The organism is Bradyrhizobium sp. LTSP857, assembly GCF_000938285.1.
Lineage (GTDB): Bacteria > Pseudomonadota > Alphaproteobacteria > Rhizobiales > Xanthobacteraceae > Bradyrhizobium.
Map to the genome: position 1 here is coordinate 234,119 of NZ_JYMS01000044.1, position 14,339 is coordinate 248,457.

A 14,339-nucleotide genomic window follows, 5' to 3' on the forward strand; every position below is an offset into this window, starting at 1 on the left:
GATCGCCGTGTGCGGCGGTCGCTTCAGCGACCGTGGAACTGCGGTGCACGTTTCTCGAGGAAGGCAGCAGTGCCTTCCTTCTTGTCTTCGGTGGCGGCGCAGATGCCGAAGAAGGAGGCTTCCAGCGCGAGGCCTTCGCCTTGGCTCGTCTCCAGCCCCTTGTTGGCGGCTTCCAGCGAGAACTTCACGGCGATCGGAGCATTGGCGGCGATCTGCTTCAGGATCGTCTCGGCACGCTCAATCAGGCTGGCGGCCGGAACGACTTCGTTAACGAGGCCGATGCGATAGGCCTCCTGCGCAGAAATCGTTTCGCCCGTGAGGATTAGCTGTAACGCACGACCTTTTCCCACTAGGCGCGGCAAACGCTGCGTTCCGCCGCCGCCGGGCAACAGGCCCAGCTTGACCTCGGGTTGCCCGAATTTGGCGTGCTCCGCTGCGATCCTGATGGTGCAGGCCATCGCGGTCTCGCAGCCGCCGCCAAGCACAAAACCATTGACCGCCGCGATCACGGGTTTGCCGAGATTTTCGATCAGATCGAGGACGTCTTGCCCAAAGCGGCTGGACTTTTCCGCTTCATAGGCATCGACATGCGCGAGTTCACTGATGTCGGCACCGGCGATGAAAGCCTTGTCACCAGCGCCGGTGAGGATCACACCGTGCACGGAAGCGTCGGCCTTCGCATCCTCGAAAGCGGCCCGCAAATCGGTCCAAGTCGGGGTGTTGAGCGCGTTGAGCACCTTGGGCCGATTGACCGTGACGTAGGCGATCGCCCCCTTTTTCTCGTACTGAACGTTCGCAAGGGCCAAGGCCGCCCTGGGCAATGGGTTGGATACGGTTACAGACGATGCAGCTTGCGAAATCATAATCATGTCTCCTTGACCGGGGACGGCCGGCCTCCGAGCGCCGGCCGCTGGAATGTCACACGAAGGCGCCGTGGCCGGTGATCGCTTTGCCGACGATCAGATTTTGCATCTGATAGGTGCCCTCGTAGGAGTACAGCGCCTCGGCATCGGCGAAAAAGCGCGCGAGGTTGTAGTCGGCAACGATGCCGTTGCCGCCCAGGATCTCGCGGCCCCATGCGACCGTCTCGCGCGATTTCGCCGTACAGAACGCCTTCGCCAGCGCCGCATGATGATCGTCGAGCTTGCCTTCGTCATCGAGCTGCGCCAGCCGGAGCATCAAGCACTGGCACGCGGTCAGATTGGCGAGCATCTTTGCGAGCAGATCCTGAATCATCTGGAACGACGCGATCGGCTTGCCGAATTGCAGTCGTTCCTGGGCGTATTTGAGGGTTGCTTCGAATGCGCCCATCTGGATTCCGGTCGACGCCCAACCGACCATGTACCGCGTCATCCGGAGCACGCGTGCGGTATCGCGGAATGAATTGCCACCCTGCAGGCGGTTCGCTTCGGGCACACGTACGTCCTTGAGGGTGATCTGTCCGTTCTGGACCACCTTGAGCGCAATCTTGTGCTCGATCTTCTCGACGCTGAAGCCTGGCGTCGACTTGTTCTCGACGATAAAGCCCTTGACCTGATTGTCCGCCAGATCCCGCGCCCAGATGATCGAAACGTCGCACCAAGTCGAATTCCCGATCCACCGCTTCTGGCCATTGAGAATCCAGGCGTCGCCCTCGCGCTTGGCGGTCGTGGTCAGCCCGCCGCTCGCTCCCGAACCAACCAGCGGCTCGGTCAACCCGAAACACCCGATCTTTTCGTAACGGGCCATTTGCGGCAGCCATTTCTGCTTCTGCTCCTCGGAGCCATCGAGATAGATCGAGCCCATCGCCAAGCCGCTGTGGACGCCCCAGAACGTGCAGATCGACGCGTCGACGCGCGCGATCTCCATCGTGACGAAGCCGTACAGTTTCTGGCTGCCGCCGGCGCAGCCGTAACCCTCGTAGCCGAGCCCGCCGATGCCGATTTCCTTGAACGAAGGCAGCAGTTCGAACGGAAACGCGTCATCGGACCAGTACTTGTTGATGATCGGCTGGACCTTGGTCTGCATATAGGTCCGCACTCTTGTGACGACCGCTTTCTCCTCGGGCGTGAGCATCTCGATCAGCTGATAGAAGTCGGCGTTCGGTAGGGGGACCGGCTTCGACGCGAAGGTCTTGCTTGCTGCGGTTGTGGTGGACATTTGGTACTCCTGATGCTGTGGGTTGAAAATCGGAATAGTCGAAGGATTTATGATTGATCTCGCCGCGGCGCCTGGTCTCAGGCGACTGTCGCCGTCACTTTCGCTTGGCTCGACTCGGCAACCCTGTTGCGTAACTCAAGCAACCCGAGCAAGACTTCATCGCGTTCCGCTGCGAGTTCGTCGATCGAACGCGATCCGACCTCGGCATGGACGCTGTCGATGAGCGTCTTTTGCACGTCCGGCGTTAGCGCCGGCGAGCCGAGGGTCTTCCACCAAGCTGTCATCGGGCCGGCGAACTGCTGGAAGAAGTGCTCGATGCCGCCCGGACCGCCGCCGAGGTGGTTGAGCATCATGTTGCCCATGATGCCCCAGCGCAGGCCCGGGCCCCAAGACAGGGCGGTGTCGACGTCGGCGGCGCTCACGACACCCTCGGCGACAAGGTAGTAGACCTCGCGTGCCAGTGCGGCCTGCAGGCGGTTGGCGACGTGGCCAGGCATCTCCTTGTTGACGCGCACCGTCCGTTGCCCGATCGAGGTGTAGAATTCTGCTGCGCGCCGGATCGTGGCTTCCGAGGTCTTTGCCCCGCCGACTATCTCAACCAGCGGGATCAAGTGGGGAGGATTGAACGGATGGCCGATCACGCAGCGTTCAGGATGCATCTCGCACGCCGACTGGATCTCGCTCATCGTCAAGCCCGACGAACTTGAGGCGATGATGACGCTGGGATGCAGTAATTCATCCAGCTGACGATAGAGCGTTTTCTTGAACTCGATCTTCTCAGGTCCGTTTTCCTGGACCAGATCGGCGTCCTTGACAGCATCCGGCAGGGCCGCGGTGAATCCCAGCCTGTTCTGGGAAGCGCCGGGTGCGAGGCCAAGCCGCCGCAGTGCCGGCCAGGCCGCGGCGACAAAGCGCTTCAATGCCGCTTCCGCGCCCGGCGCAACGTCTGTCGCCACTACGTCAAGGCCTTTGGCAAGGAAGAGTGAGGCCCAGCTTGCGCCGATGACACCCGTGCCGATGATGGCAACTCGACGAATAGGCTTGTTTTGCGACATGTCACTTCACCTTCGGTATTTCGGCATATGCGATGCCGGTGAGGTTGCCCTGGGCTTCGAGGACATTTTTTTCACTGGATCCATCGAGCCGTGCGGAGAAAACTGAGCCGGCGAAATCGGTAACGAACATGCGGTCGTTTGGAACGTCGAGCGCGATACCGATCCCCTCCATGAGGTGGGTCATCACGATCTCCGGCTCGACAGGCTTGTCGTCGATCGAGGCCCGGTTCACCGTGTTGCCGCGCGGAGGGTCACCGCGGTCGGTCCAGTAGAGGATCCGATTCTTGTGGTCGAGCTCGAGATCGATCGGCTCCGGCAGGCCGTCGTAGAAGATCTCGATGTCGGACCGGGTGGCTACGGTATGGCCGGCGGGGATTTCGACATTGGCGCGGAAGATACGGCCGAGCCCGGCATTGTCTGGGCCTTTCTGGCTCCAGTAGAGATGTCCAAACTTCGGGTCGATCGTCAGCCCAACGCACCAGCGTGTCGCATCACGGCTGTCAGCCTCGCCACGGCCTGCTTCGATGAGCGTCTCCAGCTTGGTGCCGTCGAGATTGCAGCGCATGACGCGCATGCCCTCGCGGTCGCACCAATAGAGCTTGCCAGCCTTCTTATCGAGGATGATCTGCTTCGGGCTGTGGGTATCTCCTTGCGCGACGATTGTCTTGCGGTTCTTGCCGTCGATGTCGGCCCGCTCGACCGAGCCGTCGTTCAGGCTCGGGATGCCCATGTTGGTCCAGTAGATATGGCCAGCGTCAACGTCGACGACGATGCCGTCGGGTAAATGGCAACCCGACACGATGGTCTGACGGTCGGAGCCATCGGTATTCATCGAGTGAATGCGGCCGGCATTCAGCTCAAGAACAAAAAGGCGTTGGATAGCCGCCCTCGCAACAGCGTCTTGAGACGATTTCAGTAGCGGCCTCGACATGTCGTACCTCTTTGCGATCGGGATCGTGCTAACTCAAAGCTCGATCGTGATCATGCCGCGCAGGCCGATGATTATCTTTGATCAGACTGTCGTCTCTGGAACGGTTCTGCTTCCAACTTCACTTCTGAAGAACACGACGCTCTAAGAGCAATCGCGAACCGGGTCGAGTGCAGCAGTTGAAACGGTTCGCGCGACCGTTGGCGGAATTCTAGCGCCACGGTCCAACAACCGCGAACTCCCGCTCAGCGTTGATTGGGGGCGCACCAATCGGCCTCTTTGCCGGTCGCGAGTAACGTCCTCTCGCGGCTCTGGAGATCTTTTTCGAGGGCTTACTTGTCTATATCATGGGCTGGTTCGAACTGTTGCGAGCCCACCAGCAGGGTCGCATCCAGGTCGATGAGGCGCCCGGCCTATGCGCGCGGGCCTGCCGTTGGATCATTCGGATCACTGGGATCGCGCTCGATATTGCCCGATCCGCTTTCTTGAACGGTCCTGAGAACCCGACGCCACGCGCCCGGACTTACGCCAACCGCCTGTCTGAAAATTCGCGTGAGGTGGCTTTGGTCGCTGAAGCCGCACTCCGCGGCCACATCCGATAGCGACATCCCGTTATCGCGCAGCTTTTCCTTGGATAGCTCGATGCGCTGCTCAGTGAGCCATTTGTGCGGCGCCACTCCCAGCGTGCGACGAAAGGCGTGCGAAAAATAGCCCACTGACATGCCGCACTCTCGCGCCACCTCCTTGAGCGTCACACGGCGCTTGATGTTGGCGCGCAGAATATCCTTCGCGCGTCGCTCCTGCCATGGCGCGAGCCCACCCCGGGTCAGCCGCGACATTGGCCGCATGCCTCCATAGGTCTGAGCGACATGCACCCCGACCGCCAGCAAGACGTGGTCGATAAACAAAGGGTTAGCTTGGTCCGGATGGCTGAGGGCGGGCAGCAGCAAGCGTCCCAGGCCGGAAATCGTGACGTCGTTGACGCCCGCACCGGGCTGATAGCTCAGATCGCGAATTCGCGGCGCGTTGGCCTCGTCAGCGATCGCGTCAAGCGCCGCGCGCGGCAGATAGAATACCAAAGTGTGATAGGGCTGATCGAGGAGAACGGTGGGAGCCCGTTTCAGGTCATGGAGACAACTCTCGCCAGCCCGCAAGTCGCACACTGGCGTCAGTCGGCCATCCTCCCAATATTTGTGAGCGGGAAAATCACGGAGTTTCAAACCGACGACAAACGCATCTTCACGCTGAATCGGACCGGTCATCTCCGGCAGCGGATTATCGCATCGAATTTCCGTGACCGCGATATCACCTGTACGCAATGCTCCGCTGACGATCGCTGGTGCGTTCCCGACTCGAAATCTCTCACCAAGCCGTTGTCCAAAAGCCTCGGTCATGACCCAATCAATCGCTCGAGGGGGCCAAACAGCTGGTCCGCATTTTGTAGCTCCCTGATCTGACTGACCAGACGCGATCAAGCAGTTCCTGCTTTGCCATTGACTCGCCCGGAGGCTCGGCAAGATAGATTGGGATGTCGAGCGCCCCGCTACCAAGGGGCAGCATCACACCTTCGCGCCGAAGCGCTCTCTCTTCGCCTGAAAGCTCAAAAGAACCCAAACGCAGATTTCTATGGAGACCGTCCGCCATGGCTATCCTCCTGCTGATTCAGTCACCTTGGTCCAGTGGCGCGGCTGGCTCGGAGTTCGGGGCTCGCGGCTCAAGCGTGCTCGCCATCCATCGCGCTATATGAGGACCAACGAGCAACAGCACGATCATCCTGACAGTTTGCATGGCCATGACGAAGGGTGTGTCTACTTTGGTAGAGGCAGCGATGATCGCGGCAGCGTCGACGCCACCGGGGCTGGTGGCGAGGTAGGCGGTAAGTGGGTCAATGTGGAAGAAAGCTGTCAGCGTCCCAGCGAGTATGCCGCAAAACGCCATCAGCAGTACGATGGCCACCAGACACTGAGGAAGAGCCCGGGCCGCAGCGGCCAGAACGTCTTGGGTGAATCGCAATCCAATATTCCAGCCAATGAGCGCGAAGCTGGCGACAAGGACGACAGGGGGCAGCTCGATGTTCACCCAGCCGAACACGTTGAGCACCGCTCCGAGCACCAGCGGACCAAGAAGCGCGCCGGCCGGTATCCGCAGGCCGAGACCGATGCTACCGCCGATCACAGCAAGAATTGCCGTCGCCGTAAGGTCCAGCAGGCTGATCGGCGGGAAATAGCCGCTGGAGAAGCGGCCACCGCCACTGGGGACGAATATCAGCGAAACCAGGGAGGCTACGGCCGCCACCATTACGACGCGCAGATACTGCATGAAGGCGACGAGCCGAAAATCGGCGCCATAAGCCTCAGCCATCAACATCATCACCGGAGCGCCTCCTGGAAGCATGCCCCATACCGCGGTCGTGCCAGGAATGACGCGAAAGCGACTCATGACCCAGCCAACTCCCGCGCTCGCGATGATCGACAGCGCCACAACGCCGAGGAACAGAGGCCAATGAATGATGAAGCCTCCGACGATCGAAGAGGTGATCGAGCGGGCGACGAGACAACCCATGATCGCCTGCGCTGCTATGAGCAGGACGCGCGGAACTCTTACTGCGCCACCCGAGGCCTGCACCAGCGCGGCAGCCGCGAGCGGCCCGAGCATCGCAGCGGCCGGGAGCCGGGCGCACTGGAGGACTGCCGCCGCCACGGCGGATAGTGCGATGAGCACAACCCAACGTTCCGCCGTGGATAAGCGTTGCAGCGGGAGAGCCCGTTTCGCCGACGGCTCGCTCACCTCTGCAACTCGATATCGTCGGCCTTCGCCACACGACCCAGCATCGGGAAAATCTGCTCGAACGCAAAACTATGCATCTCGGCCGACCGGCCTGCGGCGGCGTCCTCGGGCAATACAACGGCATAGCCGTGTTCATGCGCCGCCCGGGCGGTCGACTCCACGCCCATATTGGTTGCTATCCCGCCGATCACCACCGAGGTCACTCCGCGGCGGCGGAGTTGCAGATCCAATTCGGTGCCATGGAATGCACCCCATTGGCGCTTTGTGATTGTCAGATCGGACGGTTCGGCCAGGCCGTCGGCCAGCTCGGTCCAACCTTCCGGCAAGCCGCCGGGTGGCAACGCCGGTGGGCGATCGACCGGCATCTTCAGGGCGTCGCTGAAATCGAGAGCGAAGGCGACATTGACGAGCATGACCGGTGCCCGAGCGGCCCGGAAGCGCCGAGCCAACTCTTTTCCTTTGGCGAGCACCGCTTCGCCAGAATAAGGAGCCGTTGGCATTCCGACGATGCCCTTCTGCAAATCGATCAAGATCAATGCAGTCGAAGCGGCGGGAAGAATTATCATCGGAGTGTCCTTTCGAGTTCGAGATTTCTTGTCTTCGCCTGTTGCCCAACGCGGAGCGGTTCCGCTATATATTTGAGGACATACTCAAGCAGGATTACTATTTGAGCAAATCCTCAAATTCGTCAAGCCCCAATCGACGGTCGCTGGAACCTCAGCGGGATGTCGGCCGCCAACGCGTCGCGGACTTGATGCAAGCGGCGGCGGCCGTGATTCAGGAACGGGGATACGAGGCCGCCACCATGGCGGAGATCGCGGCGCGGGCCGATGCAAGGATAGGTTCGCTCTACCGCTTCTTCCCGAGCAAAGAGGCAGTGGGCGATGCTCTCATGCAGCGATACGCTGAAATCCTGCAGGCAGAATATGACGCGATCCACGCGCGGGCTGCGGTGATCACGCCCGAGGAGCTCGCCGACGCCCTCATCGATCTCTTTGTGAAACTCCATCCGCAAGCGCAAGCCGTGACGGCATTCCTTGAGTTCCGAGCCGACTGGACGGTCGTCCGTCAACGTTTCCGAGCCCAGGCGCTCACTGGCGTTAGAACGGCGCTAACTGTCTGTGCGCCCGATCTCGATGACAATCTGGCCGACGACGTCGCCGCCGTCGTTCTGAACAACATGAAGACGATGGTAGGCATGGCCAACAAGGAAGCACCTACCAGCCTTGGCGCACCGGACGAACTCAGATTGATGAACCGCCTCTATCTGGCAGCGAAGCTCAAAACTGGAGCGCCGCGTAAAAGGAAAAAGAGCGGCAACTGAATTAATCTGGTCTTTATCCTTACGGTAGCGCGAGAGTTATGCTCGAGACGAGCGAGTGCAATCGAAGCGATTAGTGATCTGGAAGAAATGACTGGTTGCTCCGGTTGTTGCCCGCATCGACGAAATCAACGGGCCCCGTCTGTGGGCTTGCAAGCCGTCATTGCGCAGCCACCTGATTTCCGATGTCAATCGGCCGCAAGAACGTCTCATGATCATCCGCAAAGGTGAATGTGCCAGCCGTGTAGCGGTAACGCGTGGCTTGGTCGTGCAATCGTGAATAAAGTACAGCAACACTGACGAACTGGTCGTGCCCCAGATCGTCGTGCTTTGCGAGCCTCGAAATGTCGACGATTTGAACTCTTTCCGTCAGGGCGGCCGCCCGCACAACGGGATCGTCTACGTTGATATCACCAGCACGCGCAATGCCACCGTCAAGAAAACTGGACAGTCGAAGCGCACCATCATCCTTGGAAACTAGAACCAACAAAGGTGGCTTGAGCGGACCGATGGCTTGTACCTGAGCACGGAACGTTTCCGCGTTGATGTCGGGCGCCGCCAGCACAACACGGCCTAGCCTGGCGATCACTCGGTCTTTGCCTTCGATACGAAGCTGGCGCAGAGCGTCAACTGTCAACATAGCACCCATGCTGTGGGCAACCACTACAATGTCTCCGACCTCGGAGCTGCTGCTTAACATTTCTAGTAAAGCCATCAGATAGTCGCGAGAATAGCTTGCCGATTGTTTGTCTGTTTCATAGGCAGCTACCTGACCTTGCGATGGCCAGGAGAACAGGATCGGAATCCCGTCGATTTTGATGTCCGCCTGCAATTGGGCGAGTCGGAACAGCGACTCCTGGAAGTTGCTATTGAACCCGTGCACGAAAACGAAGGCTTTGTGCTTTTTTCTCCGAGTATCGCCTTGCGGAGCGACGGCTTTGCGAAAATCGGCTTCGCTCATCACGGCCTGATCCACCACAGCAAAGCTGCTCCGTGGATCGGGGGTTGCGGTCGGCATTTCAACATTGCCTGACCTGTGATTGGGCGGCACCGAGACGACAAACTTTGCAAAGTTGAGCGCATTGGCCTGGTTCGCGGTGAACACGTTCCCCGACGAACTCTCGCGCGCACGCGTGGTCGCCACATAGATCTGCAGCGCCTTTTCGCCAGACGAGGCAGCCACGGGCGTCAGCACCTCTGGGCCAGGTCTGGCAGCGCAACCGACCAAAATGAAGGAAATTAGAACAGCGATTGCCCAATCCAGCCTGCGATAACGAAAGCTACTCCACATGGCAACTGACTTCCCCATCAAGGCAACACGCACTGATCTACTCGTTTGCTATCGCTGGAGAGCCCGACGCCACGCGCCCGGACTTACGCCGACCGCCTGTCTGAAAATTCGCGTGAGGTGACTTTGGTCGCTGAAGCCGCACTCAGCGGCCACATCCGATAGCGACAGCCCATCATCGCGCAGCTTTTCCTTGGATAGCTCGACGCGCTGCTCAGTGAGCCACTTGTGCGGCGCCACTCCCAGCGTGCGACGAAAGGCGTGTGAGAAATAGCCCACAGAGAGGCCGCACTCTCGCGCCACCTCCTTGAGCGCCACACCGTGCTTGATGTTGGCTTGAAGAATTTCTCTCGCGCGTCGCTCCTGCCATGGCGTCAGCCCACCCCGGGCCGGCCGCGACATCGGCCGCATGCCCCCATAGGTATGCGCGACATGCGCCCCGACCGCGAGCAGGACGTGATCGACAAATAACTGGTTAGCTTGGTCGGGATGGTTGAGGGCGGGAAGCAGCAAACTCCCCAGGCCGGATATCGTGACGTCGTTGACGCCCGCGCCGGGCTCATAGCTCAAATCGCAAATGCGCGGCGCGTTGGCCTCGTCTGCAATCGCGTCCAGCGCCGCACGCGGCAGATAGAAAGCCAGAGAGTGATAGGGCTTGTCGAATAAAACGGTGGGAACTCGCTTCAGGTCATGGAGACAACTCTCGCCGGCCCGTATGTCGCACACCGACGCTCGTCGGCCACGCTCCCAATATTCGCGATTGGGAAAATCGCGAAGGTATAAACCGACGAGAAAGGCGTCTTCGTACTGAATCGGATTGCACATTTCGAGCAACGGACTGTCACATCGAATCTCCGTGACTGCTATGTCCGCTGTGCGTAATGCGTGAGTAACGATCACCGGTGCGTTCTCGACTCGAAATCGCTCCGCAAGTCGCTGTCCATAAGCCTCGGTCATCACTCGCTCAATAGCTCAAAGCGCCGAACTATAGATCCGCAATTTGCAGCTCCTTGGATCTGACGTCGCGACTGGCACCGGAAACGATCATCGTCGATGAGGCTGCCCCATCGCATGAGCGTCAACTGTCAGTCCAGCCGCGACGATCCCGGAGTTGCTCAAGTAATTCTTGAACGGACGTGATCCCAGCTGTCTGCCTATGCTCTTTTGGGGCGTGGCCGGGTTCACATGGATGCGAGCCAGACGAAGGCTGGAGATCAAGTTTTGTTGAGGTCGGTTTCGCAAGTCGTTGCTGTCACCGAATTCTCGATATCAGCCGGGCTGGCCGTACCGCCGGCGTTGTTGACGATTTGGCGTGTCAGGCGGCATGTAGCCCGAGCAGGGATTTCGGCTCGAGAAACGCCTCGAGCCCGAAGTCGCCGTATTCGCGGCCGATGCCGGATTGCTTGAACCCGCCGAACGGTGCCATCGGCTCGTGGGCCAGCGTGTTGATCAGCACGCGACCGGCAACGATCCGGTCGGCCACTCGTCGCGCACGAGCCATGTCGCCGGACAGAACATACGCTTGCAGGCCATAGACCGTGTCGTTGGCGATGGCGATCGCCTCTTCGTCGTCCGCGTAGGGAATGATCGACAGCACCGGCCCGAAGATCTCCTCGCGCGCAATGGTCATGTCGTTGCGGACGTTGGTGAACAGCGTCGGCCGCACGAACCAGCCGTCGAGCCCGTCCGGCCTGCCCTCGCCGCCGGCAAGCAGCGTGCCCTCGTCGATCCCGATACGGATATAACGTTGAACACGATCCCATTGCTTCTGGCTGACCATCGGGCCGACGGTCGTTGAGGGATCGCGCGGATCGCCGGTCTTGACCTGTCCGACCGTCGCCTTCGCGAGCTCTTCCACCTCACCGAGTCTGCTCCGTGGCACGAGGATGCGCGTGCCGGCGATACAAGCCTGTCCGCTGTTCATGAAGCCCGCACCGATGGCCAACGGAATCGCCTGGGCCAGATTGGCATCGTCCAGGATCACGGTGGGAGACTTGCCGCCAAGTTCGAGCGTGATCCTTTTCATCGTCTCCGCGCCGGCGCGCAGGATTGCCTTGCCGACTGCGGTCGAACCGGTGAAGGAGATCTTCGCGACATCGGGGTGGCTCGTAATCTCGGTGCCGACGACGTCGCCCCGGCCGGTGACGATGTTGAACACGCCGGCCGGCAATCCGGCCTCGTGTAGGGCTTCGCTTACCACCTGCGTCTGGATCGCGCTCATCTCGCTCGGCTTGACGACCGCCGTGCAACCAGCAGCGATTGCGGCAGCGAGCTTGCCGCAAATGAAGCCGGCATCGCTGTTCCACGGCGTGATGAGGCCGGCGACACCCAAGGGCTCCATCATCACCTCTGCCGTGCCAACCCGACGCGTAAAGCGATAGTCCTCCAGCACCCGGGCCATATCGAGCAGGACGCCTGCCGGATGGTCGGCCATGAAGCCGGCACGCGAGACGGGAGCGCCATACTCTTCGAGGATGGCTTCCAACAGTTTTTCGCGGCGCGCCTTGATGGCGGCGTGCATCCGCCTCAGCAGGGCGATGCGTTCGGCCTTGCTCGTGCGCGCGAAGGCCGGGAAAGCGCGCTTGGCGGCTGCAATAGCGGTGCGCGCGTCCTCCTCGTCAGCGAGGCGCACCCGGCCGATGACCTGCGCCGTCGCAGGATTGTACAGGTCGAACAGCTCCGTCCCGTGTGGTGTGACGAAGCTGCCGTCGATATAGATCTTGTCGATGAAGCGCATGGCACTCTCTCCCGGAGAAACTTGGATGAACCGGGAAATAGGGCACTTTCGTTGGCCCGATAAGGTGTATAATTCTGCATGATCTGGTGCAGGAATCCGGACAATGAGGTCATCGGGACTGATCGAACTGGACGCGGTGCTGGCGGTGGCGCGCCACCGCGGCTTCCGAGCGGCCGCTACCGAACTCGGCATGTCACGCTCGGCGTTGAGCCATGCCGTCGCCGCGCTGGAGGCGAAACTCGGCGTGCGCCTATTCCACCGAACGACGCGAAGCGTGTCGCTGACCGAGGCCGGTGAGCAGTTCGTTTCCGGCATTGCTCCGGCGCTTGGCCAGATTAGAGAAGCGATGGAGCTGGCGGGAAGTCATCGCGTGACGCCGGCCGGCACACTGCGCATCAACACGTCGGCGGGTGCGGCACGGCAGATGGAGCCGATCGTGTTCGAGTATCTGCGCCGCTATCCCGACATGACGGTCGACATCGTCACGGAAGGACGGCTGGTCGACATTGTCGTCGATGGGTTCGACGCCGGCGTGCGGCTGGCTGAACAGGTGCCGCAGGACATGATCTCCGTGCCGCTGGGGCCCACCCAATGTTTCGCAGTCGTGGGATCGGCGTCCTATTTCAAGCAGCATCCGAAGCCGCGCACGCCTGCCGATCTCTCCCGGCATCGCTGCATCCGCAGCCGACTGCCGAGCGGTGGCATCTATCGTTGGGAGTTCGAGCGCCACGGCGAAGCGCTGGCGATCGACGGTGAAGGGCCGCTGATCCTCGACGAGCCCAATTTAATGCTGGCGGCGGCGCGGGCCGGGTTCGGCATCGCCTATCTCACCGAATGGAATGTCGCGGCCGACCTCGCGGCCGGCTCGCTGGTTCGCGTGCTGGATGAATGGACACCGCCCTTTCGAGGCCTGTCGCTCTATTATCCCGGACGTCGGCATGTGCCCGCCGCCCTGCGCGCCATGATCGATCTGATCCGGGAAAAAGCAGTGATTTGATAGTTTTGTTGGCGCTGCGCGACGCATGATCAAATCGGAATCCGACTGGAGGTTATATTGCAATTTCAGTTGTATTTGAGTTCGCAATTTTATCCTGAATGGTGCGCCACCGTTGCTAGTGTCACGCAGCGCAAGCGCCGCCTTTTGCGGTTCGTCGGGCCGTAGTCCTGAATTCGCTCCCATCAGGCTCATCGCGCCGTAGCTCCCTACGCGCCACTGGATCACTTCGGTACAAGTTCTTGAGCAGCTAAACTGGGACTGGCGATGTCGCGCAATTTGACGGCAATATCCATGCTCACAATCCGCAGAAGGTTGGCACGGAGTTCGGGTCTGCTCGCTGCGAATTCGCGCAAGTGCTGCAGGTCCCACTTTGCGAGAATGCCGGGACCACGAGCCACTACCTGCACCGGACTGGCCAAGCCGCTGTAGGCGCTTACATCCCCAATAAGTTGACCAGATCGAAGCGCCATTCTGGAGTTGCCGCTAAGAATAGCTTCGAGATCCCCGGCCATGACGACGATGGCCTCAGATATGTGCTGCCCCTTTTCGAGAATAATTTCCCCGGGCGAGCAGTCGACCCATCGAGCAAGGCTGACCAGCCTTAAGAATTCTCGCTTGTCGATCGAGCTGAAAGCGACGCGGTAGAGCTGCTCTTCCTTGTTGCTGAGAACCACCGGCCGCCGCTCCAAGGCGATCGCCACGATGCGGATCGCGTTGACGATCATGAACGCAACTCCCCAGAAAATCGGCGGCCACAATTTTTCGCCCTGGAAATAGTAATACGGCAGGGTCAGCCCCTCACCGACGATCGCCAATATGCGCAGCTTGAGCACGTCTCGTACCGAGAACGCCACGAGAAACACAATATTTGACAAGTTAATCAGACCGTTGATCCCAAGACTCTGATCCACTACGAACTCATACATAACGACTCCCACGATGCTTCAGACTCGCGACCAACGCCAGGCACGAGCCCGCTCGAGCAGTAGGTCGCGACAGCGATTTGACGATGTCAGCAATGTGTGGCTGGCGAAGGCCCGAGATGCAGCGGATCAACCATCCGATAGTCTAGCGGTCGCACCCGGAA

13 protein-coding genes are annotated in these 14,339 nt (G+C 60.4%); 2 read left to right on the forward strand and 11 right to left on the reverse strand.

What is annotated here, in order from left to right; translation table 11 throughout:
- Positions 1-23: 23 nt before the first annotated feature.
- The 7 genes from UP06_RS27835 to UP06_RS27865 all read right to left on the reverse strand — a co-directional run bounded on the left by UP06_RS27835 (position 24) and on the right by UP06_RS27865 (position 7,475).
- On the reverse strand, positions 24-806 hold the full coding sequence (locus UP06_RS27835) for an enoyl-CoA hydratase-related protein (RefSeq protein WP_245305558.1): 783 nt from the start codon (positions 804-806) through the stop codon (positions 24-26).
- Between the two features lie 112 nt (positions 807-918).
- A complete protein-coding gene (locus UP06_RS27840; protein ID WP_045006855.1) occupies positions 919-2,139 on the reverse strand; it encodes an acyl-CoA dehydrogenase family protein in 1,221 nt (406 codons plus the stop codon).
- 77 nt (positions 2,140-2,216) lie between these two features.
- The gene (locus tag UP06_RS27845) at positions 2,217-3,194 is read right to left on the reverse strand and encodes a 3-hydroxyacyl-CoA dehydrogenase NAD-binding domain-containing protein (protein WP_045006856.1); all 978 of its coding nucleotides are present in this window, start codon (positions 3,192-3,194) and stop codon (positions 2,217-2,219) included.
- Position 3,195: 1 nt separating this feature from the next.
- Complete coding sequence (locus UP06_RS27850) at positions 3,196-4,026, reverse strand: NHL repeat-containing protein (RefSeq protein WP_245305559.1); 831 nt, start codon at positions 4,024-4,026, stop codon at positions 3,196-3,198.
- A gap of 509 nt (positions 4,027-4,535) precedes the next feature.
- Positions 4,536-5,516 (reverse strand): helix-turn-helix domain-containing protein, encoded by a 981-nt coding sequence (locus tag UP06_RS27855; protein WP_045006858.1) that lies wholly within the window; start codon positions 5,514-5,516, stop codon positions 4,536-4,538.
- A gap of 268 nt (positions 5,517-5,784) precedes the next feature.
- A complete protein-coding gene (locus UP06_RS27860; RefSeq protein WP_045006859.1) occupies positions 5,785-6,909 on the reverse strand; it encodes an AbrB family transcriptional regulator in 1,125 nt (374 codons plus the stop codon).
- Entirely contained in the window at positions 6,906-7,475 is a 570-nt protein-coding gene (locus UP06_RS27865; protein ID WP_045006860.1) for a hydrolase, read from the reverse strand. Before UP06_RS27865 ends, UP06_RS27860 begins: the two co-directional genes overlap by 4 nt.
- Between UP06_RS27865 and UP06_RS27870 the strand changes: the two genes are divergently transcribed.
- Positions 7,445-8,233, forward strand: a complete 789-nt coding sequence (locus tag UP06_RS27870) for a TetR/AcrR family transcriptional regulator (RefSeq protein WP_156163265.1) — start codon at positions 7,445-7,447, stop codon at positions 8,231-8,233. The genes UP06_RS27865 and UP06_RS27870 overlap by 31 nt on opposite strands.
- A 157-nt stretch (positions 8,234-8,390) precedes the next feature.
- Here UP06_RS27870 and UP06_RS27875 read toward each other — a convergent pair whose 3' ends face one another.
- From UP06_RS27875 to UP06_RS27885, 3 genes are all read right to left on the reverse strand, one after another.
- Positions 8,391-9,554, reverse strand: a complete 1,164-nt coding sequence (locus tag UP06_RS27875; protein ID WP_156163266.1) for an alpha/beta hydrolase — start codon at positions 9,552-9,554, stop codon at positions 8,391-8,393.
- 15 nt (positions 9,555-9,569) lie between these two features.
- Entirely contained in the window at positions 9,570-10,475 is a 906-nt protein-coding gene (locus UP06_RS27880; protein WP_045006861.1) for a helix-turn-helix domain-containing protein, read from the reverse strand.
- A gap of 358 nt (positions 10,476-10,833) precedes the next feature.
- Positions 10,834-12,255, reverse strand: a complete 1,422-nt coding sequence (locus tag UP06_RS27885; RefSeq protein ID WP_045006862.1) for an aldehyde dehydrogenase family protein — start codon at positions 12,253-12,255, stop codon at positions 10,834-10,836.
- Between the two features lie 103 nt (positions 12,256-12,358).
- On the opposite strand from UP06_RS27885, the gene UP06_RS27890 reads away from it, so the two are divergent.
- On the forward strand, positions 12,359-13,252 hold the full coding sequence (locus UP06_RS27890) for a LysR family transcriptional regulator (protein ID WP_045006863.1): 894 nt from the start codon (positions 12,359-12,361) through the stop codon (positions 13,250-13,252).
- 221 nt (positions 13,253-13,473) lie between these two features.
- Here UP06_RS27890 and UP06_RS27895 read toward each other — a convergent pair whose 3' ends face one another.
- A complete protein-coding gene (locus tag UP06_RS27895) occupies positions 13,474-14,178 on the reverse strand; it encodes a Crp/Fnr family transcriptional regulator (RefSeq protein ID WP_045006864.1) in 705 nt (234 codons plus the stop codon).
- Positions 14,179-14,339: the final 161 nt, after the last annotated feature.